General features: G+C 70.2%; 19 protein-coding genes. 11 read left to right on the forward strand and 8 right to left on the reverse strand.

Going from position 1 to position 23,236, the window contains the following annotated elements:
* Window positions 1-55: 55 nt before the first annotated feature.
* From ACGF4F_RS00160 to ACGF4F_RS00170, 3 genes are all read right to left on the reverse strand, one after another.
* A complete protein-coding gene (locus ACGF4F_RS00160; protein WP_357443300.1) occupies window positions 56-658 on the reverse strand; it encodes a dTDP-4-dehydrorhamnose 3,5-epimerase family protein in 603 nt (200 codons plus the stop codon).
* Window positions 659-675: 17 nt separating this feature from the next.
* A complete protein-coding gene (locus ACGF4F_RS00165) occupies window positions 676-1,971 on the reverse strand; it encodes an activator-dependent family glycosyltransferase (RefSeq protein ID WP_357443302.1) in 1,296 nt (431 codons plus the stop codon).
* A 94-nt stretch (window positions 1,972-2,065) separates the two neighbouring features.
* Entirely contained in the window at window positions 2,066-3,217 is a 1,152-nt protein-coding gene (locus ACGF4F_RS00170; protein WP_393073390.1) for a DegT/DnrJ/EryC1/StrS family aminotransferase, read from the reverse strand.
* A 371-nt stretch (window positions 3,218-3,588) separates the two neighbouring features.
* On the opposite strand from ACGF4F_RS00170, the gene cmdF reads away from it, so the two are divergent.
* The 6 genes from cmdF (at window position 3,589) to ACGF4F_RS00200 (ending at window position 13,846) form a co-directional block, all read left to right on the forward strand.
* The gene (gene cmdF, locus ACGF4F_RS00175) at window positions 3,589-5,208 is read left to right on the forward strand and encodes a tyrosine 2,3-aminomutase (RefSeq protein ID WP_357443306.1); all 1,620 of its coding nucleotides are present in this window, start codon (window positions 3,589-3,591) and stop codon (window positions 5,206-5,208) included.
* A gap of 54 nt (window positions 5,209-5,262) precedes the next feature.
* Window positions 5,263-7,440 (forward strand): molybdopterin oxidoreductase family protein, encoded by a 2,178-nt coding sequence (locus ACGF4F_RS00180; protein ID WP_357443308.1) that lies wholly within the window; start codon window positions 5,263-5,265, stop codon window positions 7,438-7,440.
* Between the two features lie 131 nt (window positions 7,441-7,571).
* The gene (locus tag ACGF4F_RS00185) at window positions 7,572-9,014 is read left to right on the forward strand and encodes a multicopper oxidase family protein (RefSeq protein ID WP_393073395.1); all 1,443 of its coding nucleotides are present in this window, start codon (window positions 7,572-7,574) and stop codon (window positions 9,012-9,014) included.
* 246 nt (window positions 9,015-9,260) lie between these two features.
* Entirely contained in the window at window positions 9,261-10,820 is a 1,560-nt protein-coding gene (locus tag ACGF4F_RS00190; RefSeq protein ID WP_357443312.1) for a 4-hydroxyphenylacetate 3-hydroxylase N-terminal domain-containing protein, read from the forward strand.
* Window positions 10,821-10,973: 153 nt separating this feature from the next.
* Window positions 10,974-12,521, forward strand: a complete 1,548-nt coding sequence (locus ACGF4F_RS00195) for an amino acid adenylation domain-containing protein (protein WP_357443314.1) — start codon at window positions 10,974-10,976, stop codon at window positions 12,519-12,521.
* Between the two features lie 143 nt (window positions 12,522-12,664).
* Window positions 12,665-13,846, forward strand: coding sequence for an acyl-CoA dehydrogenase family protein (locus ACGF4F_RS00200; RefSeq protein ID WP_393073400.1), 1,182 nt, complete (start codon window positions 12,665-12,667; stop codon window positions 13,844-13,846).
* 475 nt (window positions 13,847-14,321) lie between these two features.
* Here the strand turns inward: ACGF4F_RS00200 and ACGF4F_RS00205 are convergent, their stop codons facing one another.
* On the reverse strand, window positions 14,322-15,278 hold the full coding sequence (locus ACGF4F_RS00205) for a putative sugar O-methyltransferase (RefSeq protein WP_357445244.1): 957 nt from the start codon (window positions 15,276-15,278) through the stop codon (window positions 14,322-14,324).
* Between ACGF4F_RS00205 and ACGF4F_RS00210 the strand changes: the two genes are divergently transcribed.
* Window positions 15,166-15,453: a hypothetical protein gene (locus tag ACGF4F_RS00210; RefSeq protein WP_393074804.1), complete on the forward strand. Its 288-nt coding sequence runs from the start codon at window positions 15,166-15,168 to the stop codon at window positions 15,451-15,453. The two genes, ACGF4F_RS00205 and ACGF4F_RS00210, sit on opposite strands and share 113 nt — an antisense overlap.
* A 122-nt stretch (window positions 15,454-15,575) precedes the next feature.
* Here the strand turns inward: ACGF4F_RS00210 and ACGF4F_RS00215 are convergent, their stop codons facing one another.
* The gene (locus ACGF4F_RS00215) at window positions 15,576-16,274 is read right to left on the reverse strand and encodes a helix-turn-helix domain-containing protein (protein ID WP_393073405.1); all 699 of its coding nucleotides are present in this window, start codon (window positions 16,272-16,274) and stop codon (window positions 15,576-15,578) included.
* Between the two features lie 412 nt (window positions 16,275-16,686).
* On the opposite strand from ACGF4F_RS00215, the gene ACGF4F_RS00220 reads away from it, so the two are divergent.
* Entirely contained in the window at window positions 16,687-17,340 is a 654-nt protein-coding gene (locus tag ACGF4F_RS00220) for a MerR family transcriptional regulator (protein ID WP_393073408.1), read from the forward strand.
* Between the two features lie 65 nt (window positions 17,341-17,405).
* Here the strand turns inward: ACGF4F_RS00220 and ACGF4F_RS00225 are convergent, their stop codons facing one another.
* The gene (locus tag ACGF4F_RS00225) at window positions 17,406-18,782 is read right to left on the reverse strand and encodes an FAD-dependent oxidoreductase (RefSeq protein ID WP_393073411.1); all 1,377 of its coding nucleotides are present in this window, start codon (window positions 18,780-18,782) and stop codon (window positions 17,406-17,408) included.
* 27 nt (window positions 18,783-18,809) lie between these two features.
* Window positions 18,810-19,073, reverse strand: a complete 264-nt coding sequence (locus tag ACGF4F_RS00230) for an SDR family oxidoreductase (RefSeq protein WP_393073414.1) — start codon at window positions 19,071-19,073, stop codon at window positions 18,810-18,812.
* A 997-nt stretch (window positions 19,074-20,070) separates the two neighbouring features.
* Between ACGF4F_RS00230 and ACGF4F_RS00235 the strand changes: the two genes are divergently transcribed.
* Together ACGF4F_RS00235 and rfbB are read left to right on the forward strand one after the other, a co-directional pair.
* On the forward strand, window positions 20,071-20,874 hold the full coding sequence (locus ACGF4F_RS00235; RefSeq protein WP_357445262.1) for an AraC family transcriptional regulator: 804 nt from the start codon (window positions 20,071-20,073) through the stop codon (window positions 20,872-20,874).
* 284 nt (window positions 20,875-21,158) lie between these two features.
* A complete protein-coding gene (gene rfbB, locus ACGF4F_RS00240; RefSeq protein WP_393073417.1) occupies window positions 21,159-22,148 on the forward strand; it encodes a dTDP-glucose 4,6-dehydratase in 990 nt (329 codons plus the stop codon).
* Here rfbB and ACGF4F_RS00245 read toward each other — a convergent pair.
* Window positions 22,039-22,734 carry a dihydrofolate reductase family protein gene (locus tag ACGF4F_RS00245; protein ID WP_393073420.1) on the reverse strand — a complete coding sequence of 232 codons (696 nt, stop codon included), beginning with the start codon at window positions 22,732-22,734 and terminating at the stop codon, window positions 22,039-22,041. The two genes, rfbB and ACGF4F_RS00245, sit on opposite strands and share 110 nt — an antisense overlap.
* Before the next feature lie 81 nt (window positions 22,735-22,815).
* On the opposite strand from ACGF4F_RS00245, the gene ACGF4F_RS00250 reads away from it, so the two are divergent.
* Window positions 22,816-23,202 carry a sigma-70 family RNA polymerase sigma factor gene (locus ACGF4F_RS00250; RefSeq protein WP_393073423.1) on the forward strand — a complete coding sequence of 129 codons (387 nt, stop codon included), beginning with the start codon at window positions 22,816-22,818 and terminating at the stop codon, window positions 23,200-23,202.
* Window positions 23,203-23,236 lie beyond the last annotated feature (34 nt).

Genomic DNA, 23,236 nt, shown 5'->3' on the forward strand with positions numbered 1-23,236 from the left:
AAATGCCGGGCCGGCGGTTGGCGAGCGCCGCTTCACGACCCCGCGAATGGTGACGTCAGCGCCACAACGTCGCCTCCGCTTCCCTGCACCTCTCGTACCGCGGGAGCAGTCCCTGCTGCTCGGCCTCGGCCAGAGTCACCGCCACCTGGTCCCGCTCGGAGATGATCAGCGGGATGTCCTTCGGCAGCGGCAGGTCGAGGTCGGGGTCCAGTGGGTGGAGCGCATGCTCGTTCTCCGGAACATACTCCCCGGAGATCATGTAGCACATCACCGTGTCGTTCTCCAGCGCAATGAACGCGTGCCCGACGCCGACCGGGAAATAGACCGAACGAAAGTTCTGGGGATCGACCCGGATGGCGTCCCAGCTGCCGAATGTCGGTGAGCCGACCCGAATGTCCACGACGATGTCCAGCGCCGCGCCCTGGGCGCAGTACACGTACTTGGCGCAGCCGGGTGGGGTCGCCGTGAAATGCACACCGCGCACCACGCCCCGGCGGGACCTGCTGTGATTGGTCTGCGCCACGTTGAAGAGCGGCCGGCCGGTCGCCTTTCGAAACGGCGTCTCCTGAAAGGGGGAGACGAAGAGGCCCCGGTCGTCGTGCAGAGCCGTGGGCGTAAATTCGACGGCACCTTCGACGGAAAGCTCGCGTATCCGCACCGCATCTCCATGTGACGTCAAGGGCGGTGCCCCCGACGTTCGAGGGTCAGCTTTTCGAGGTCGGGGACGATGTCATTCGGTGTGGGCAGCTCGGCGGCCTCCGCGCTCAGCCGGGCGGCGTTCCTGGCGAACGCCGGATCGTTGAGCACCCGCAGGAGGTGGCCGCGCAGTCCCTCCGCGGTCAGCCGGCCCGGATCGCTCACATACGCGCCCGCGCCCTGCTCCTCCAGCCCGTTGGCGACTGCGACCGGGCCCCAGAACTTGTCATTTCCGAACTTCCCGGGCACCAGGAGCTGCGGCACCCCGTGTTCGAGTGCCGTGGTGAACGTGCCGAGGCCGCCGTGATGAACGATGGCCGAACAGGTGGGGAGCAGCGCGGTCAGCGGAACGAAGTGGACCGGACGAACATTCTCCGGCACGCTCGGCAGCGACGCCAGCTGCTCCTTGCTGAGGGTGAGCACCACCTCGGCGTCCAGCCCGGCGACCGCCTCGATCAGTTCAGTGATCGACGCACCGGCGTTCAGCTCCCGGAACGACAGGCCGAGGGTCAGGCAGACTCGCCTGCGCTCAGGCTCCTCCTGCAGCCACTCCGGCACCACCGAGGGGCCGTTGAACGGAATCGGGCGCATCGTGAGGTAGTCCATGCCGGGCGGTTGCCAGGTCCACGGCGGCATGGCGTTGATGGTCCACTGGCCCAGCACCATCTCCTCGTCGAAGTCGAGGCTGAACCGGTCGAGTGTCGGCTGCAGGGAATCCCGGATCGGGTCGCGGTCGGGGTTCTTCTCCCGGGCTGCCGTACGCAGTTGCACCAGCGCATCCGTACTGATCAGGAGACGGGCGTGCGCGGCGCCGCTGGCCCGTGCGGCCACCGGACCGGAGAAGGCCATGGTCATTCCGTCCCAGATCACCAGATCCGGCTTCCAGGTGCGCGCGAAACGCACCGCGCCGTCGATCACCGAGTCCGGGTTGAAGCCGGTGAAATGGTAGCGGGCCAGCAGGTCGAGTTCGTGGTGCGGATCCGCTGCGACGTAGTCGTCCTGCACCGATTTGCGCTGCTGCTCGTACGGGCTGTCGATCGCCGCCTGCGGGGTCGTCTCGGCCACCGCATCGGCCATCATCGCACTCACATCGATCTCGTCGCCGATGGAGACGGCGGTGAGGCCGGTGTGGGCGACGTCCTCGACGGTCAGTCCCGACGGGTCGGGTTGACTGGCGACCCGTACGTGATGTCCGGCCGTCTGCAGCGCCCAGGCCAACGGCGCCATCGCGTAGAGATGGGTCCTGCTCGCACAGGTAAGGAAGAGGATTCGCATGGGAGCCTCCTAGGTAACGAGTGCCGCGTCCGAAGCCGCCGCGTCGCGGGCATGACGTCCCGGTTCACGAGCGGGCTGCGGCAGGACGGCGTGCTCAGGCGGCCCGCCGGTGCGTGCGCGCGTCGACGGCGGCGAGGAGTTCGCGGGCCACTCGCTGCACCTCAGTGTCGGTGAGCGCCTGGTGCAGGGGGAGCAGCAGGGTGCTGGCCGCGGCTGCGTCGGTGCCCGGCAGGTCGGCGTCCGAACCGTAGAGCGGGACCCGGTGCAGCGGCGGATAGCGGAACGTGGTGTAGATGCCCCGCCGCAGCAGGTCTTCGGCCACCTCGTCGCGGATCTCCGGGTCCAGCTGCACCCAGTAGAAGTAGTTGGTGGAGACGTGACCGGCGGGCGGCCGCGGGGGGCGCTGGATGCCCGTGGCGTCAGCCAGCAACCAGTCATATTCGGCCATGACGGCCCCGCGCCGCTTGACGAAGTCGGGCAGCCGGCGAAGCTGGACGCGGCCCATGGCGGCGGTGACGTCGTTGCCGATCAGCCGCCGGCCGATCTCGTGGATCTGCTGGTCCCACCAGCGGCGTGGCTCTTTCGCGGCGGCGGCGAAGGCGCCGCGATCCTCCATGCCGTGGTAGGCGAGCCGGTGGGCCCTGCGGGCCAGCTCGGCGTCCCGTACGTAGATCATGCCGCCGTCCCCGGTCGTGATGATCTTGCGGGAGTCGAAGCTCCAGATGCCGATGTCGCCGAAGGTCCCGCAGGCTCTGCCGTTCACGGTCGAGGCCACCGAGCAGGCGGCATCCTCGATCAACGTGATTCCGCGCTCCCGGCACAGCGCGGCGATGGCGATGACGTCGCCCGGCAGGCCGCCGTAGTGCAACACCGTCACCGCCTTGGTCTGCGGCGTCAGGACAGCCGCGATGTCGGCGACCGAAGGGTTCAGGGTGCGGGAGTCGACGTCGCAGAAGACGGGACGGGCGCCGGTGGCGGCGACGGTGCTGGCGTTGGACACGAAACTCACCGCGGGCAGGACGACGTCGTCACCGGGGCCGAGATTCAGCAGTTCCATCGCGAGGCCCAGACCGGAGGTGGCGGAGTTGACGAAGAGCAGCGTCTCAGGCGGTACCCCGAGGTGTTCGGCGAAGTCCTTCTCGAACGCCTTGGTCTGTTGCCCGTATCCCAGCCAGTTGCTGTCGAACACCTTGCCGACGGCCTCGAGCTCCTCGGCGCCGACGCTCGGCTGAAACATGTGGATCATGTGCGTCCTCTCAACAGGCGGTCTGGAGTGCTGTCGGGCCGCGCCGATGGGTGATCGTGAGCTTTCGGATGCTCCCCGCATCAGCCTCGCCATTTCCGGTCGGCACTGGGCGCTACGTCGGAATTCATGGTCGGGCGGCCTCGTCGGCGGTCGCATCTCCACGAGTGCCGACCTGGGGCCGGATCCGCGCTCGTGCGTCCAATGTCGATGGCCCCGCGCAGCTGGTCGTCTCCCGCCGTGCGCGGTCGTCCGCGCCCTCCGGCGATGGGCAATCACGAAGGTGCAGCGGCCGGTCCGGCGGTGATGAGAATCGATTCGCAACCAGCCGCACGGCAGCGGCCTTTGTTCGTCACACCCACCTGGGAGCGGAAATGACCATGGTCGGAACCGGTGTCCGCGTCGATGTCGATGGCGAGACGCTCGGCGTGCCGGATGTGCGCCGCATCGCCGAGGACAACGCGCGGGTTGCGCTCGGCCCGCAGGTGCTGGAACGCGCCGCGTCCAGCCGGGCGCAGTTCGAGGAGACCGTACGGCAGAACATTCCGGTCTACGGGGTGACCACCGGCTACGGCGAGATGATCTACATGCTCGTCGACACGGCCAAGGAGACCGAGCTGCAGACCAACCTGGTACGCAGTCACAGCGCCGGCGTCGGCCCCCTGTTCTCCGAGCCGGAGTCCCGGGCGGTGGTCGCCGCCCGGCTGAACGCACTGGCCAAGGGCCACTCGGCCGTACGCCCGCTGGTCCTGGAGCGGCTCGCCCTCTATCTCAACGAGGGTCTCACCCCGGCCGTGCCCGAGATCGGCTCGTTGGGAGCCAGCGGTGACCTTGCCCCGCTGGCCCACATCGCCAGCTCGCTGATCGGCGAGGGCTACCTGCTGCGCGACGGCCAGAAGGTGCCGACCGGGCCGGTGCTGCGCGCGCTGGGCATCGAGCCGCTGCGGCTGCGCTTCAAGGAGGGCCTGGCACTGATCAACGGCACCTCGGCGATGACCGGCGTCGGCGCCCTGGTGGCCTCGCACGCCCTCGCCCAGGCCCGGCATGCCGAGATCGCCGCGGCGCTGGTCATCGAGGCGCTGCAGGGCTCGATGAGCCCGTTCCAGCCGGAGGGCCACGACATCGCCCGTCCGCACGCCGGGCAGATCGCCAGCGCCGCCAACATGCGCGCGCTGATGCACGGCAGCCGGCTGACCGTCGAGCACGCCGACCTGCGCCGGCAGGTGGCCGCCAGCAAGGAGAAGGCCAACGGCAACGGCTCCGGGGTGCACCGCTCCGACGTCTACCTGCAGAAGGCCTACTCGCTGCGGGCGATCCCGCAGGTGATCGGCGCGGTCCGCGACACCCTCAGCCACGCCCAGCTCAAGCTCGAGATCGAGCTCAACTCCGCCAACGACAACCCGTTGTTCTTCACCGGCCGGGAGATCTTCCACGGCGCGAACTTCCACGGCCAGCCGGTTGCCTTCGTGATGGACTTCCTGACGATCGCGCTCACCCAGCTCGGGGTGCTCTCCGAACGGCGCAGCAACCGGCTGCTGAACCGGCACCTGAGCTACGGCCTGCCGGAGTTCCTGATCAAGGGTGAGCCGGGCCTGCACAGCGGCTTCGCCGGCGCGCAGTATCCGGCCACCGCACTGGTCGCCGAGCACCGGACGATCGCCCCGGCCAGCACCCAGAGCGTGCCCTCCAACGGCGACAACCAGGATGTCGTCAGCATGGGTCTGATCGCCACCCGCAACGCGCGGCGGGTGCTGCGCAACAACAACATCATCCTCGCGCTGGAGTTCCTCGCCGCCGCGCAGGCGGTGGACGTCTCCGGGCGTCTCGACGGGCTCAGCCCGGGTGCCCGCGTCGTCTACGACACCGTGCGTTCGCTGGTGCCCAGCCTCGACGACGACCGCTACATGGCCGACGACCTGGAGCTGATGGCCGCCGCGCTGGAACGCGGCACGCTGCTCGACGCTCTGCGCGACGCCGGCATCAGCCTCAACTAGGGAGGAACTCGCCATGACCGTCTTCTCGGCAGTTCAGCCGATCGGGCAGCCGTGATGGGCGAGCGCACCGCGTACCGCACCTGCCCGCTGTGCGAGACCTCGTGCGCGCTGCGCCTGACCCTCGACGACGACCGGGTCACCTCGGTCACCGGCGACGCCGACGACCCGTTCTCGCGGGGCTATCTGTGCCCGAAGGGGGCCAGCCTCGGTCGCCTGGACGAGGATCCGGACCGGCTCACCGGCCCGCTGATCCGCGAGGGAGCGTCCTGGCGTTCCGCCAGCTGGGACGAGGCCTTCGCCGCCGTGGCCCGGGGGATCGACGGGGTCGTCGCCGAGCACGGGCGCGAGGCGCTCGCGCTCTACTTCGGCAACCCGACCTTCCACACGATGGCCGGAATCCTCTACCGGGGACCGCTGGGCGCGGCGCTGGGCACCCGCAACATCTTCTCCGCGAGCACGGTCGACCAGATGCCCAAGCACGTCTCGGGCGGTCTGATGCTGGGCGACCCGTGGGCGGTGGCGGTGCCCGACCTCGACCGGACCGAGCACCTGTTGATCATCGGTGCCAACCCGGCCGTGTCCAACGGGTCGCTGTGCGTCGCACCCGATTTCGCCGGCCGGCTCACGAAGCTCCGCCGTCGCGGCGGCCGGGTCATCGTCATCGACCCCCGCCGCACCCGTACGGCGGAACTCGCCGACGAGCACGTCTTCGTCCGGCCCGGCACCGACCCGGCGCTGTTGTTCGCGATGGTGCACACCCTGCTGCAGGAGCAACTCACCGCGATCGACGTGCCGGTCGCCGGGCTGGACCGGCTGCGGGAGCTGGCGGCCTCGTTCACTCCCGAGGCGGTGGCCCCGTTCTGCGGGGTCGACGCGGCGGTGATCCGCCGGCTCGCCCGGCAGTTGGCCGCCGCCGAGGCGGCGGCGGTCTACGCCCGGATCGGTACGTGCACCGCGGAGTTCGGCACGCTCGCGCAGTGGTTGGTCGACGTGCTGAACGTGCTGACCGGCAACTTCGACCGGGCGGGTGGGGTGATGTTCGCCCGGCCCGCCACGGCCGAGGTGCACAAGAGCCCCGAGCCGTACGTCTCCGGGCGCTGGCACAGCCGGGTGCGCGGGCTGCCCGAGACGCTGGGCGAGTTCCCGGCCGCCACCATGGTGGACGAGATCGAGCAACCGGGCGCCGGCCAGATCAAGGGTCTGGTCGTCGTCGCGGGCAACCCGGTACTGTCCACTCCGGACGGTGCTCGCCTCGACCGGGCGCTGGCCGGGCTCGACTTCATGGTCGCTGTGGACCCCTACTGCAACGAGACCACCCGGCACGCCAACGTGATCCTGCCGCCACCGCGGATCCTGCAGATGCCCCACTACGACTTCCTCATCTCGACCATCCAGGTGCGCAACTACGCCCGCTACTCCCCGGCGGTGCTGCCGCTGGCGCCCGGGCAGCGTTCCGAGGCCGAGATCCTGGAACGGCTCACGATGATCGCCATGGGCCTGGGGGCCGACGCCGACCCGGCCGGTCTGCCCGAGCAGATGCTCAGCGCGATCCTCGGCGCGGCGGTCACCATCCCCGGTACGCCGCTGACCGGCGCCGACCCGGCCGCCCTGCGGGCCGCCCTGAAGGGCGACGACGGTCCGGACCTGTTGCTCGACGCGATGTTGCGGATGGGCCCGTACGGGCTCGACCGGGACGCCCTGCTGGACCGGCCGCACGGCATCGACCTGGGCCCGCTCGAGCCGCGGCTGGCCGACATCCTGCGTACCCCGTCCGGCCTGGTCGAACTGGCCCCGGAGCCGCTGGTGGAGGACACCGCCCGGCTGCGCGACGCGTTGCGCCGCCCGCGGGCGCCGATGGTGCTGATCGGGCGTCGCCACCTGCGCTCCAACAACAGCTGGATGCACAACGTGCCGCGGCTGGTCGGTGGCAGCAACCGGTGCACCCTGCAGATCCACCCCGACGACGTGGCCCGACTGGGTCTCGGTGAGCGGGCCCGCGTCAGCTCCGCCTCCGGTGAACTGGAGGTCGAGCTGGAGCCGACCGACACGATCATGCCCGGCGTGGTGAGCCTGCCGCACGGCTGGGGCCACGGGGGCACGGCGCAGCAGGTGGCCGCCGCGCACGCCGGGGTCAACGTCAACGAGTTGACCGGTGGCGGAGCCCTGGACGTGCCGTCGGGCAACGCGGTCTTCAACGGCGTACCTGTCAGTGTCGCGCCGGTCGCGGATTGAGGTGAGCAACCTGAAAGAAGATCGGCGCGACACTCGTCGATAACCTCGGCCCGTCCACCGCCGGAGCCGTGCGCGTACCGGTGACATCAGCTGATGGGAGCCGTGCTGTGAATCGACGAGGCTTACTGGTCATGGGGGGAACGGTGGCCGGCGGGTTGTTCGTCGCCCAGCGCGCCGTGGCGAACGAAACGTCCGCCACCGCCCCCACCGCCGCCGGCCGGTTCGCGCACCAGCACGCCGGGCCGGTGCCGGCCCGCGCCGGCGTCGCGCCGTTGACCGTCGCGCCGTTCCAGGTGCGGATGCCGATCCCGCCGATCGCCGCGCCGGTGCGCCAGAGCACGACCTGCGACGAGTACGAGGTAGAGGTCCGGCGGGCCCAGGTCGAGGTGGTGCCCGGGCTGACCACCGACGTGCTCACCTATGGCGGCGGTCTCGTGGGTCCGACGATCCGCGGCCGCACCGGGCGCCCGGTCAAGGTGACCTTCCGCAACTCGCTCGACGTGCCCACCAACGTGCACCTCCACGGTGCACACGTGGCGGCGGCCGACGACGGGCACCCGATGGACCTGATCCAGCCGGGCGCCGCGCGCGTCTACCACTACCCGAACAGCCAGCGTGGCACGACGTTGTGGTACCACGACCACGCCCACGGGCTGGAGGCCGAGCACGTCTACTACGGCCTGCACGGCTTCTATCTGATCGATGACCCGGCCGAGCAGCAACTGCGGCTGCCGACCGGCAACCACGACGTGCCGATCATGCTCAAGGACGTGAAGCTCGACGACACCGGGGCGTTGGTCTACGACATCCCCGCCGAGCGCACCACGGTACTCGCCAACGGCAAGCCGACGCCGTTCTTCCCGGTCAGCGCGCGCAAGTACCGCTTCCGGCTGCTCAACGCGAGCAACGAGGGGATGTACACGCTGAGCATCGACAAGGGCAAGCTCTGGCAGATCGGCACCGACGGCGGCCTGCTGCCCGCGCCGGTGGCGCGACCCGCGGTGACCTTCGGCTCCGCGGAGCGGGTGGACGTGGTGATCGACTTCACCGGCCTGCCGTCGGGCTCGTCGGTGATCCTGCGCGACGCGGACAAGGGCCCGGTGCTGCGCTTCGACGTGGGGTGGACGGCTCCCGACACCAGCCGGGTGCCGGCCCGGTTGCGTGCGCTGCCGATGCTGCCGCAGGCCACCGTCGAGCGTGACGTGCGGATGAGGTTCGACTTCACCGGGGACCCGGTCGGCCTGATCAACGACAAGGCGTACGACCCGAACCGCGTCGACTTCACCATCAAGCGCGGCAGCACCGAGATCTGGACCATCCACAACGACGACACCGAGTTCGGCCTGCTGCACACCTTCCACATGCACCTGGCCCAGTTCCGGGTGCTGAGCCGCACCGGCGCGCCGATGACCCCGGACGACGCCGGCGACAAGGACACGGTGGTCGTCCCGGCCGGGACCTCGGTGCGGGTGCAGGCCACCTTCGACGGCTATCTGGGCCGCTACGCCTACCACTGCCACTTCCTGGAGCACTCCAGCATCGGCATGATGGCGCAGATGGAGATCGTCCCCTGAGGCGCACGGCGACGGGCCCGGGAAGCTCCTCGGTGCGCCGGTAGCCGGAGGCGGTCGCCCACGCGCACAGGTCAGCGTGCTCGGACGGGCCGGCTGCCCGCCGGTCGAGGCGTGCCTGCCGTCGTCGAGCAGGACGGGCAGGACCCTTACCTTCACAATTGCGTAAAGGGTCGTTGCGGATTCGCTCCGCCGCGGAGCGCATCGACAGAGATGCGGCGCCGTCGGCGGCGGTGTGAGGCTGAGGCCATGACTGTTCACCCAGGTGCGGCTCGGCGACGAGATCAGGTGACCCGCCCGCTGACCGGCGACGAGTACGTCGAGAGCCTGCGCGACGACCGGGAGATCTTCCTCTACGGCGAGCGGGTCAAGGACGTCACCACGCACCCGGCCTTCCGCAATCCGGTCCGGATGACCGCCCGGCTCTACGACGCGCTGCACGACCCGGCGAACCGCGACGTGCTGACCGCGCCCACCGACACCGGCTCGGGCGGGTTCACGCATCCGTTCTACCGGACCCCGCGCACCGTCGACGACATGGTCGCCGACCAGCGGGCGATCGCGGCCTGGGCCCGGATGAGCTACGGCTGGATGGGTCGCAGCCCCGACTACAAGGCGTCATTCCTGGGGACGCTCGGGGCCAACGCCGGCTTCTACGCGCCGTACAGCGACAACGCCGAGCGCTGGTACCGCGAGTCACAGGAGAAGGTGCTCTTCTGGAACCACGCCATCGTGCATCCGCCGGTCGATCGTAACCGGGCGCCGGACCAGGTCGCCGACGTCTACATCCGGGTGGAACGGGAGACCGACGCCGGGCTGATCGTCAGCGGGGCGAAGGTGGTGGCCACCGGGTCGGCGCTGAGCCACTACAACTTCATCGCCCACTTCGGCCTGCCCATCCGTAAGAAGGAATTCGCGCTGATCGCGACCGTGCCGATGGGCGCCAGCGGGGTGAAGCTGATCTGCCGGCCGTCCTACGGGGCGACCGCCGCGGCGATGGGCAGCCCGTTCGACTATCCGCTGTCGTCGCGGCTGGACGAGAACGACACCATCCTGATCCTCGACAAGGTGCTGGTGCCGTGGGAGAACGTGTTCGTCTACGGCGATCTCGGCAAGGTGCAGATGTTCGCCGGGCAGTCCGGCTTCGCCGAGCGCTTCACCTTCCACGGCTGCACCCGGCTGGCGGTCAAGCTCGAATTCATCGCCGGACTGTTGGTCAAGGCCCTCGAGCTGACCGGCACCAAGGACTTCCGCGGGGTGCAGAGCCGGGTGGGCGAGGTGCTCGCCTGGCGCAACCTCTTCTGGGGCCTGTCGGACGCCGCCGCCCGCAACCCGGTGGCCTGGAAGAACGGCGCGTTGCTGCCCAACCCGCAGTACGGCATGGCCTATCGGTGGTTCATGCAGATCGGCTACCCGCGGGTGAAGGAGATCATCCAACAGGATGTGGCCAGCGGGCTGATCTACGTGAACTCCGGCGCCGACGACTTCCACAATCCCGACATCCGGCCCTACCTCGACCGGTTTCTGCGCGGCTCGGACGGCTCGACCGCCGAGCAACGGGTCAAGGTGATGAAGCTGCTGTGGGACGCCACCGGTACCGAGTTCGGTGGGCGGCACGAGCTCTACGAACGCAACTACGCCGGCAACCACGAGAACACCCGGGTCGAGCTGCTGCACGCCCAGACCGCATCCGGGCAGATCGACGCCTACAAGGCCTTCGCCGAACAGTGCCTCGGCGAGTACGACCTGGACGGCTGGACGGTCCCGGACCTGTGGTCCCCGGACCGCGCGGCGGCCTGGCCACGCTGATCCGGGGCTGGCCGCGGCCGTGACCTGGCCGGCTCCCGGCCGACAACGCTCAACGGCTTTCTTCGCCAGGCCGGCACGCGCGAAGAGGACTCGTCCGGCGCACGCGACCAGACTTTTCCCAGAACCCGCCCCGGAACTGGAGGTGTCCCCGCCATGACCGCCACCAGCCCGGTGCCGCCCGGCGCCGCGGTGCATCTGCTCGTCCGGGACCGCGCCCAGGCTGCTCCGGAGGCCACCGCCGTGTCCTGGAGCACCGGCCCGGTCACCGCCCGAGACCTCGACCGGCGGGCCGCCCGGATCGCCGCCGCCCTGCCCGGCCTTGCCGGCTGGCCGGTCGCCGTACGGGTGCCCGCCGGCCCCGACCGCTACGCGGCGCTGCTCGGCGTGCTGCGCGCCGGCGCTCATCTGGTCTGGTCCGGCACCGGCGCGGGCGGCGAGCGCGGCCGCATGATCCTCGACAGCGTACGCCCGGCGGCGGTGCTGACCGGAGGCACCGACGACGACCTCGCCGCCTGGTACGCCGAACGCACCGGCGTCCCGCTGCTGGACGTGACCGCCCTGCCGGACGCCGAGCCGGCCGAGCACGACGTCCCGCCGGAGGCCTGGGCCTACATCGCGCACACGTCCGGCTCCACCGGGCAGCCCAAGGGGGTGCCGCAGACGCATGCCGCGCTGGCCCAGTTCAGCACCTGGTTCGCCAGTGAGTTCGGGCTCGGCCCGGGCGTGCGGGTGGCGCAGTGGGTGGCCCCGGAGCACGACCCGGCGCTGTGCGAGACGTTCGCGACGCTGGTGGCCGGGGCGCAGCTGTGCCCGGTGCCGGAGCCGGTCCGCGTGCACCCCGGTCGGCTGCTCGACTGGCTGGCGGCGGAGCGGATCGACGTCCTGCAGACCGTGCCCAGCTTTGCCCGTGAGCTGCTGCGGGAGAGCCTCGGCGGGGCACGGGCGCGGCTGGCGCTGCGGCGGTTGCTGCTGATGGGCGAGGCGGTCCCGGACGATCTGGTCCAAGGTCTGCACGCGGCGGCCCCGGGGATGGAGCTGGTCAATCTCTACGGACCGACCGAGACGGTGGCGGCGACCTGGCACCGGATTCCGCGGAGCAGCCAGGGGCCGGTCCCCATCGGACGGCCGATTCCGGGCCGAGAGGTGCTGGTTCTCGACGAGCTTGACCGGGACTGCCCGCCCGGCACGGTGGGCGAGTTGGTCGTCCGCAGCGCCTACGTGACCCCGGGCTACCTCGGCCGTTCCGGCGACGGCGATCGTGGCCATCCGGCTTTTCGGGGCGTGCCGGGCCGTGGCCCGGGGCCCTGGTACCGCACCGGGGACCTCGGCCTGCGCCGTCCGGATGGGCTGCTGGAGTTTCGCGGCCGCCGCGACCAGCAGGTGAAGATCCAGGGGCACCGGATCGAGTTGGCCGAGGTGGAGGCCGCACTGCTCGGGCACGCCTCGGTCGCCGAGTGCGCTGTGCTGCCGGTGTCCGGCGCCGACGGCATCGTCACCGGGCTGGTCGCGTACGTCGTGCCCCGCGCGGAGCCCGCTCCGGCGCAGTGGCGCGCGCACGTGCGGCAGCGGTTCGGCGGCGTGCTGCTGCCGATGACCTTCCGGGTCGTCCCGGATGCGCTGCCCCGCAACGAGACCGGCAAGGTGGACAGCCGCCGGCTGGCTGAGCTGGGCCAACCGGTGGCGCAGCGGGGCCGCGGCTGAGAGGGCATGCCGGAAGATGCGCCGGCACCGGCTCGGCTGCCAGAGTCGAGGGCAGGCCGGTCTGATCGGCCAGCATCCCCTGCACTAGAGCGGTGGCCCGGCCGGGTTGCGGGTTCTCTGCTGCTTCGTTTCGAGGAGGATCGATGGAGACAGTCACCACGCCGTCGCGCACCGAGCTGGTGGGCCGCGCCGCCGAGCTCGGCAAGCTGCTGCGGGCCAACGCGCTGGCGGCAGAGCAGCAGCGGCGACTCACCGACGAGACGCTCGCCGCGCTCTCCAGCTCGGGCCTGCTGCGCATGCGGGTGCCCCAGCGCTACGGGGGCTACGAGTCGGACATGCGGACCGTCGCCGAGGTGGTGGCCGAGCTCGCCCGCGGTGACGGTTCTACCAGCTGGACCGCCGCGGTCTGGCTGATCAGCAGCTGGATGGTCGGCCTGTTCCCGGATGCCGTGCGCGAGGAGGTGTTCGCCGACCCGGACGTGCGGATCGCCGGGATCCTCAGCCCGAGCGCGGTGGCCGTGCCGGTTGACGGTGGCTACCAGGTCAACGGCAAGTGGTCGTTCAACACCGGTGCCCAGCAGAGTGACTGGAATGTGAATGCCGCGGTCCGGCCCACCCCGGACGGGCAGTACGAGCCTGTCATGGTGCTGCTCCGGATGAGTGACCTGCAGGTCGTCGACGACTGGCACACCGTCGGGATGCGCGGCTCGGGCAGTGTCACGACGGTGGCGGAGAACGTCTTCGTGCCGGCCGAACGGGTGGTGCCGATGGGCCCGGTGATCGTCGGTGCGCACCCGCTGCAGCAGGACCCGTCCGCGCTGATGTGGCGGGCGCCGTTCATGCCGATCGCCTGTACCACTGTCGGTGCGGTCGCGTATGGCCTGGCGGTCGCCGCCAGGGACGCGTTCCTGGAGCGGCTGCCCGGCCGCAAGATCACCTATACCGACTATGCGGAGCAGAGCGCGGCGCCGTTGACTCACCTGCAGGTGGCCGGTGCGACCGTACGGGTGGACGAGGCCGGATTCCACATCTTCCGGGCGGCCGACACGATCGACGCGAAGGCGGCCGCCGGTGACGCGTGGACGCTTGAGGAGCGCGCCCGGGCCCGGCTGGACCTCGGCGCCGTCTGCCTGCGGGCCAAGGAGACCGCCGACCTGTTGGCCGGCGCCAGCGGCGGCTCCTCGCTGCACACCGACGTGCCGATCCAGCGCATCGAACGCGACATCAAGGCGCTCAACCTGCACGCCATCATGCACCCCGACACCAACTTCGAGCTCTACGGGCGGCTGGCCTGTGGCTTGCCGCCGAACACCCAGTACATCTGACCTCGCCTGGAGAGACCCGTCCACGGTCTTGTCCGGCCCATCGCGGAGGGCACTTCCCCGTGGTGGTCGGCGCGGCGACGGTCGGTGCCCGGGCGGTCGGTCGGCGTAGGTCCGGCAGCCCGGCGCCGGGTGTCTGGGTCGAGCCGCCGATGTGGCCGGGTAGCGGTCGGCGTGCCGCGACGCCCGGCCGCAGGCTGCCCGACCCGGATACGTCCAGCACACTGGCGTCCCGGGCCGGGTGACGTCCCACCGGGTGGCGTCCGGCCGGGTGGCGTCTGCCGCCTGGACCACGGCCGAGACGGCGCCGTCCGAGGTGAACGGCGCCGTCCCGGAACCGGTGACGTGCGGGTCTCGACCTGGCCGCCGTGGCCGTCATCCGCCACGGGGCCGTGCCGGCGGGGCCACGCCGGGTCGGCGCGCCCGGCTGCGTACCGGTGACTGCCCCGGCCCGACGTCGCTACGGGCGACCGCGGGATCAGGGACAGATCTCGCAGCCCAGCCCGAACTGCTTGTCGACCGGGCGCTGGATCTGGTCCTTGCCGTAGAGGGCCTGCCAGTAGTGGCCCCAAGGCCGGGCCCACGCGTTGGCCACGCAGGTCCACCGCGGTCCGGGGCGGTACGCCTCGACGAAGGCCCCGACGTGCGCCTCGACGGCGCGGTTGTCATGGATGTCGATCACGTCGCGTAGCTTGCCGGTGCTCAGTGCCAGCTTGACGACCTCGTACCCGTCAGAATTGCCGTTGAGGCTGCTGTCGAGATACTTTCCGACCGCGTCCCGGATGTAGAAGTAGCGGCTTCGCGCATCGATCATCGCCAGATAGTCGTCGACGGTTTCCACGGTCATCTCGGAGAACGAACTGATGTTGATCGTGAGATCGAAGTCGGTGCCGGTGTACTGCTCGTCCACGTCACCGATCGAGGTGAACCGGACCTTGGCGAACTGCTCGTCGTCGAGCACGGAGCGAAGGTATCGGGTGGACAGGGTCAGGGAGTTCGGCAGGTCGATGATGTGGTACTCGCGTACGTCGTGGTTGGACAGGATGGTGTGGCAGGTGCGCCCGTACCCGGCGCCGATCTCCAGGACCCGAGCGTCTTCGAGCTCGACATTGCCGGCGATGAAGTCCAGTTCGAGCACCGACTGCAGGTAGTCCATGCACACCGGCTCACCGTCGAAGGTGATGGTGATCGGCTCCCCCACGGTGCGGTTGCGGATGCTCCGCAGCCGCTTCCAGTTCTCGTCGCTCAGCCCGTCGGCGAGAATGTACATCAATGATTTCAGATACCGAACTCCGTTCACTCTCGGATCCCAATAGCCGATCTTGAAGTTGATCGGCTTGGATTTGAACGATGAGATTTCCGTCGCCGCCTCCTCGGTGACGTGGAACTTGTCGTGGCGAGCCCGCAGCAGGCTTGGACCGTACTTTTCGCGCATCTGCTTTCCTATCGATTCAGGGGGCGAGGACCTCGCCCGGCTGAACACATATTGCGCGCAGTTTGTGGCCGAAATCATCTCTGTGCATGCGCCCGAACGGCGGGCCGCCGCCGGGGCAATCGAGCGGTCGGCCGGCGGGCTGCGGCGGCGTGAACGGGTGCTCCAGCCGGGGTGACCGCGAGCTGCGCCGGCCGGGCGGGTACCCGTCCCGGATACGGCGGGCGCGCCGGCCGGCGGTGTGGGGCGACGTCGGGCCGGGCCGGGAGCTGGGGGCCTGGCCGGGGCGCGGGGCTCGGGTCAGTGCGCCAGGGCCGCCTCGCGGCGGCGGAGCGACTCCTTGCGGCTGTCGAGCAGCGCGAGCAGGACCGGCGGGTCGAGCTTGGACACCGGCAGCAGTTGCGCGTCGAGATGGAAATCGCGGTTGCCGGACACCGTGATCGGGCCGGCGGTGGCCACCGTCACGTCGTCGGGCGTCAGGTCGAGCGGGGAGCCGGACACGGACTGGCACAGGACGTACCAGGTGCCGTCGGGGATGCCGCTGAAGTGGAAGGTGCCGGGCTCGTCGAGGACGGCGCAGTTCATCGGGGCGCCTTCGGGGATCCGGTTCGGGAAGACACCCATGTAGATCAGTCCGCGGTGTACCCCGCTGAGCGTGCCGGTGATGGTGTTGGCCCGCGCCGGGCGGGGGCGGGTGCAGACCGCCGGGGCGAAGCCGCCGAGCCGACGGTAGGTCGTCGGGGAGAGCCCGACACTCTTGGTGAACCGGGTGCTGAAGGTGCCCACGCTGTTGTAGCCGACGCGGATGCTGATGTCGGCGACCGTGAGATCCGTGGTGGTCAGCAGCCGTTTCGCCTCCTGGAGCCGGATGGCCGAGAGGAATCGCCCGGGCGATATTCCGGTGACCCGCTGGAACACCCGGGTGAAGTGAAATTTGCTGAACCGCGCAATACGTGCCATTTCTCCGACGGTCAATTCCTCGGACGGATTCATGAGCATTCGGTCGATGACTCTTTCCACGGCTCTCTGCACGCCCGAGTGCAACGATTCTCCCCCCGGAGTTGGTCGAGCGCCGGGGCGGCCGGCGTCGGCGTTGGGCGGTCCCGGCGCCATAGGCATGATAGAGGGTAACCACGGGGTGGCCGATGGTCAATGCGCCGTGCGTCGGTCGGGGCGCGGCGTGCGGTCAGCCGAAATTGCCTACAGGAAATGTGGGAACAGGCCGCCGCCTGGCTGGCCAAGATTAGCCGTCGAGCGACTATCTGACCGGGTAAGCCGGGCCTGGTGGCGGCACCTGGCCGGATCCGTGGCCGGCAGCCGAGGTTCTCCCTGGCGGCCGGCCCCGACCGCCATGTTTACCAGGGCGTCCAGCGAGGTAAGATATAGACGACCATGATGTCCTGGGGGAGCAATGCGCATATCGGATCTGAGCCGGCGCAGCGGTGCGCCGGTCCCGACCATCAAGTTTTATCTCCGAGAACGGTTGCTCATGCCGGGCACTCCCACCGCACGAAATCAGGCCGTCTACGGTGAAAAGCATCTTCGCCGCGTACGGCTGATTCGCGCGCTTGCCGGGATCGGCGGGCTGGAGCTTGCGTCGGTGCGCGAGCTGCTCGCCGCGGTGGACGACACGCGCGTCCCGCTGACCGAGGTCGTCGGCGCCGTCAACCGGGCGCTCTGCCCGGGGGCGAGCCGGGGGACGCCCCCGCCCCCCGGCGAGCACGCCGACGAGGCAGCGTGCTATGTGGACGGGCTCTCCTGGGACCACCAGCGAGGGCGTTCCGGCTCCCCGGTGCTCGCCGAGGTGATCGTCGCGCTCCGCGAGCTCGGCTGCGACGCCGAGCTGACCGCCTTCGACGGCCTGGCGGCCCTCGCGGAGCAACTGGCCGTCGCCGAGCTGGACCTGCTGGCTCGCAAGGACGCCGTCATCGACCGGGGCGCGGCGGTGGCGCAGACCGTGCTCCTCAATGTCGCGTTCACGGTCCTTCACCGCATGGCCCACCAGCACCACGCTCTGCTGCGGCACGGCGCGGACACCGAACAAGCGGCGGGGCGGGACGACTGAGACACCGGGCCCGTCGCGTGGTCCTCGGGAGACCGGCGACGGGCCCGCGTCGGTGGGCCGGCTGATCAGCCCGGGCGGGTGAGCGCGGGTTGCCGCGCCTGGCTGCCGGTGGAGCGCTTGAGCGCGCCGACGAGCACCCGCAGCAGGGTCGCCGGCCGCATCAGTGCCTGCGGGGGGTCGACCATCCCGGCCGCGCGCATGTACGCGGTGGTCACCTTCGGGTCCCGGGTCGCCGCCGCCTGCACCAGCGAGAGGAAGCGCTGCAGGAAGCGGACCTTCATCGAGCGGTCGCCCGGCACGCCGGGGAAGCCGAGGTCGACGGTGGTCGTCATCTCCCAGGCCGCGTCGATGACGCTGCTGGCGAGGTCCTGGAAGTACGCCGCCGGATCCGGCGCGCTGTCCCGCCGGAGGTGCCTGCGCAACGTCAGGGCCGACAGCGCGGCGACGGTCATGCCCTGGGCGTACACCGGGTTGAAGCTGGTGACCGCGTCGCCGGTGATCACGAGACCCGCCGGGAAGCGGGACATCCGCTCGTACCGGCGGCGCAGGGTGACCGGGTAGTGGAACGGGACGGGCTCGTCGATCGGCCGGGCGCTGCGCAGTGCCTCGTGGATGTCCGGCACGCACAACGACTTGACGAACGCGTAGAAGCCCTCCTGATCGGTCGGCGGGTGGTCGCCGAGCAGCCCGTAGACGGTCAGCTCCACCTTGCCGTGGTCGGTCTGCGTGAAGATCGCGCCGCGCGGCGAATCCGGGTAGGCCACCGGGATGATGGCGAGGTCGCCCGCCCAGGGATCGTCGTCCAGCTCGTAGTGCTGGGTGACGTAGCCGAGGTCGATCTTGATGCGGTCCTCGGGCACCCGGGGATAGCCGAACTTGGTCAGCATCGCGGGGGTCCGGGAACCCCGGCCGGTGGCGTCGACCACCAGGTCGGCCTCGATGACCTCCTCCTCGCCGTCGCCTTCCAGGTGGCGTACCCGGGCGCCGGTGATCCGGCTGCGATCGGCGCTCGCCACGAGGTCGACGATGTCGCACCGCTCGACGAACCGGACGGCCGGCAACTGCTCGACCCGCTCCCGGACGTGCCGTTCCATCAGCGGAGCGGTCGCCGGCACCGCGGTGTAGCCGATGTCCTCACGCCGTAGCGGCTTGCCGTTGAAGAACCAGCGGACCGAGCCAGCGTAGTCGCCGGTGGGGCAGCCGTCCGCGACGAGCTCCTGGATGAATCCGGGGAAGAGCTCCTCGGCCACCTGCAACCCGCGTACGTGCATGGCGTTGATGTGCCGGCCCTGGGGCCGGCCGCGCCGCGGTCCGGTCGTGCCCACCAGCCGGTCCCGGTCCACGATCAGGACCTCGTCGTACTGCTCGGACAACACCCGAGCGGCGAACAATCCGCCGTAGCTGCCGCCGAGGACCAGCGCCCGGCGTGCCTTCTCACCCATCGTAGGTCGACCTTCCTCGCGCGGTGCTCAACTGGGCATGGGGGCGAGCGGGACGGAACCGAGCAGCATGCCGTCCACCACGGGCTCCTGCCCGGCCACGTACGACGACCGGCGGGACAGCAGGAACAGCACCGCCTCGGACTCCTCGGCGGGATTGCCGATCCGGCCCAGTGCCACCTGGCTCCGGAACATCGCGGCCACCTGCTCCGAGCCGCCGGTCAGACCGGCGAACATGTCGGTGTCGATGTGCCCCGGGGTGATCGAGTTGGCCCGGATGCCCCCGCGCCGCATCGTGACCCGCGATGACGACGTGGGCACCGGCCTCGGCCAGGCGCTGCGCGGTAGCCAGTCCGATGCCGCCGCCGGTGACAGGTACCTTCCTGCCCTCGAATTCGGTCATGAGGATGAGCGTGGCAGTCACCCGGGTGGGTGGACATCTCCCGGCTTGCCGTTCTGAGGCGGCCGCACGGCGCCCGGTCGGGCAGCGACGAAAGTCGATGCCGCTGACCTGTCGCCGCTGTCCACAAGGTGCCGGCGACCGTCCACTGCGAACGGCGAGGCGCGCGGCCCCACCGGGACCGGTGCCGATTCTGCGGCGCTGCGCAATGCGGAAGATGTGGTCGGGCGGCGCCGCCCGGACGATGGTGTCGACCGGTGAGCGTCGTGGGAAGGGACTGTGCCGTGCCGTCATTGTTGCCACCCGTCCGCCGGGCCGCCCGGTGCCCCCGGGCGCGGCCCCCGGGGTCGTGGCCACCGTCTGTCGCCAGCGGCGACTGGCTGGCCCGCCATCTGGGTGAGCACTGACCGGCCGGTCGCCAGGCCGGCGCGGCGGACCGCCGGGGCCGCTCGGGCCGACCCCGTTGAGTTCCGGGCCGCCGGTATCGACGACCGACGTTGACGGACGTCCCTGAGCCGCCCTGGCCGCCACCGGCGGACCGGCGTTCGGCGCTCGGTCGCCTCCGGTCCGCAGGCCCGTGTCCTTCGGGTTGTTTCTTGTTTCCGCTGGTGGAGTGCAGCCGTTTCAATGGAGTGCGGGAAGCTCTCGCCCTGCGCGTGATATCGAATATTGCCGGTATCCATTTTTACTTCGCGATTGCGGTTGGCGGCGCCGATCACAGACGAGGGTTGCCCGGGACGAGGGCGGCCAGTTAGCCTGGCGAAGGAAATCGCGGAATTGATGATGCTGGCCTGTATTGATTCGGTCGAGCCTTTCAATTCATGGGACCGCTCTTCGAATAATTGGTGTCCGCGGTATTCCTTTCGAGAGGTCCTGCTAGGGGGAGACGTGATGGAGCACACTTCCGAAACGGCGGTTCTACGAGCCATCAATGCGATGCAGGAACGCCTGGGTGAGCAACTCACGGTGGATGACATGGCCCGTGCCGCGATGTTCAGCAAATTTCATTTCACCCGCATGTTCCAGCGGGTCACGGGCGTGTCGCCCGGTCGGTTCCTCTCCGCCCTGCGCCTGCAGCGGGCCAAGGAGCTGCTGGTCTCGACGCGGATGAAGGTGGCCGACATCAGCGTCAGCGTCGGATACAACAGCGTCGGCACGTTCAGTTCCCGATTCAGCCGCAGCGTCGGGATGTCGCCCACCATCTACCGGCGCCGCGCCGGATACGCCACGGAGATCCGGGCCGGCGCCGACGGCTCCGGCTTCGGTAACGCGGCCCTCTCCTGCGACGTGCGGTTGGCCTGCCCGGACGAGAACGCGCTGATCTTCGTCGGCCTGTTCGCCGACCGCCTTCCCGAAGGTAGTCCGGTCCGCTGCGGCGTGCTGCGGCACGCCAACCGGATCTTGTTCGACAACCCCCCGCCGGGCAGTTGGTACCTGCTCGCCCAGTCGGTCTCGGTCGATCGAGGTCCGGCCCGCCTGGGCCGCGACCGCGCCGACCGACCGGTGGCCGTCGCGACCGCCGGGCCGATCACCATCCGGCCCGACACGCTCGTCTCCACCGAGCTGGTCCTGCGGCCGGCCCGGGCCCTCGACCCGCCGGTCCTGCTCGCGTTGCTCGACGCCCGCACGCACGCCCTCAGCCGGCTGGTCGATGCGCGGACCATGCCCGAGGCGGAGCTCGCGGACGCCGCCTGAGCGGCCACCCCGCGCGGTCGCCTCGGCGCAATACCCGACTCGCGCGGCGCCCCGGCACCGACAAACAACCTCGCCCAGCTCGCCGTCGAAATCGCGGGCGCAGAATTACCGCTGTTCTGGCAATTCCAGATAAAGAGTGAACGGGAGCGCGGCGTACGCTCCGAATCATCGCATCGGCTCCTCTTCTCGGAGGTTTTCGTGGAGCTTCGCAGCCCGGTCGCCATCGACCTACTCGGCACGGAGGGCCACGCCGCCCACGGTGCTCGGCTGAAGGGACCGGCGTGATGAGGCTTCTGGTGACCGGTGGTGCCGGCTTCATCGGCTCGAATTTCGTGCGCCGGATCCTCGGCGGCGCCTATCCGGCGCTGGACGGCGTCCGCGTCACGGTGCTCGACAAACTCACCTATTCCGGCGTGATGGCCAATCTCGATCCCGTCGGCGACGACCCGCGGCTGCGCTTCATCCTCGGCGACATCTGCGACGAGGATCTGGTCGACGAGTTGATGAGCGGGCACGATGCCGTGGTGCACTTCGCCGCCGAAACGCACGTGGACCGGTCCATCAATCAGGCCGCGGCGTTCGTGCGCACCAACGTGCAGGGCACCCAGGTGCTGCTGGACGCGGCCGTACGGCACCGGCCGCGCCGGTTCGTGCACGTGTCGACCGACGAGGTCTACGGGTCGATAGCCCACGGCTCCTGGGACGAGACCTGCCCGCTGGAGCCCAATTCGCCGTACGCCGCCACCAAGGCCGCGGCGGAGCTCCTGGTCCGCTCCTACCACCGCACGCACAACGTGCCGACGCTGGTCACCCGATGCTCCAACAACTACGGGCCCTACCAGTTCCCCGAGAAGATCATCCCGCTGTTCATCACCCGGCTGATGGAGGGCGGCAGCGTGCCGCTCTACGGCGACGGCCAGCACGTCCGGGACTGGCTGCACGTCGACGACCACTGCCGCGCGGTCGCCGCGGTCCTGAGCGGAGGGCGGCCGGGCGAGGTCTACAACATCGGCGGCGGTATGGAACTGACGAACCGGCAACTGGCCGAACGGCTGCTGACCGCATGTGGCGCCGGCCCGGAACGGATCTGCTACGTCGATGACCGCAAGGGCCATGACCGCAGGTACTCCGTGGACACCAGGAAGATCCGGGCCCAGCTCGGCTTCACCCCCCGCATCCCGTTCGACCAGGGCCTGGCTGCCACCGTGCAGTGGTACCGGTCGCGCCGGGACTGGTGGGAGCCGCTGCGGGACCGTGCCGAGGTGCTGCGTTAGCAGTTGCCATTCGGCACGAGGTTCCGACTCGCCCCACCCGGTACGTCACGTGGGTGGCCCCCGGGGTGTCGACGGTGTCCAGGTGGTCCAGTTCCGGACCGGCGCCGTCGAACAGCGCGGTGCCGGACCCCAGCAGGAGCGGTACGACGTGCAGCCGCAGGTGATCGACGAGTCCGGTCCGCAGCGCCTGCTGGATGACCGACGCGCCGCCCATGATGTGGACCCGTTGGTCGCCGGCGGCGGCCCTGGCCGCTTCGATCGCGGCGGCGACACCGCCGGTCACGAACGTGAACGTGGTGTCGCCCTTGCGTACGACGCCGTGTGGCCGGTGGGTCACCACGAAGACCGGCATGCGGAAGAAGCCGCCTTCGGCCGCCCAGCCATCGGTGTCGTCGTACACCCGCCGGCTCGTCACGACGGCGCCGGACGCGGCGAACGTCGCCCTGCTCAGCCGCCGCCCCTCGTCGTGGTCGAGCCACGCGTGCAAGCGTTCGCCACCCTTGCCGAACCCGGGCCACCGCACCAGATCGGGCCCGGTGACGAACCCGTCCAGCGACATCGAGATGTCCGCTTCAACAACTGCCATGCCCGGGTAGACGTAGTGGGGCCGTGAAGTGTCCGATGAGCCGGCCACCTTTTTCTCGTCGGTACGGGTATGAACGGTGCTGTGGACGCCACGAGTTTCGCGGAGCTGACCCGCCGGTACCACCGCGAACTGCAGGTCCACTGCTACCGGATGCTCGGCTCGTTCGATGCGGCGGAGGACCACGTCCAGGAGGTCTTCCTGCGGGCGTGGCGGTCCAGGGACGCGTTCGAGGAGCGTTCCAGCGTCCGAACCTGGCTGTACCGCATCGCCACCAACGCCTGCCTGGACACGCTACGGCGCACCCGCCCGCCGCTGCAGCCGTACCCGGATCAACTGCTCGACGAGCACCCGGGCCCCGACGCGGTGGCCATCGGCCGCGAGACGTTCGGTCTGGCGTTCCTCGCCGCGATCCAGCTGTTGCCGCCCCGCCAGCGGGCCGTGCTCGTGCTGCGGGACGTGCTGTCCTGATCGGCGAGTGAGGCAGCCGCCCTGCTCGACACGA

It is taken from the genome of Micromonospora sp. NPDC047740 (genome assembly GCF_043204735.1).
Lineage (GTDB): Bacteria > Actinomycetota > Actinomycetes > Mycobacteriales > Micromonosporaceae > Micromonospora.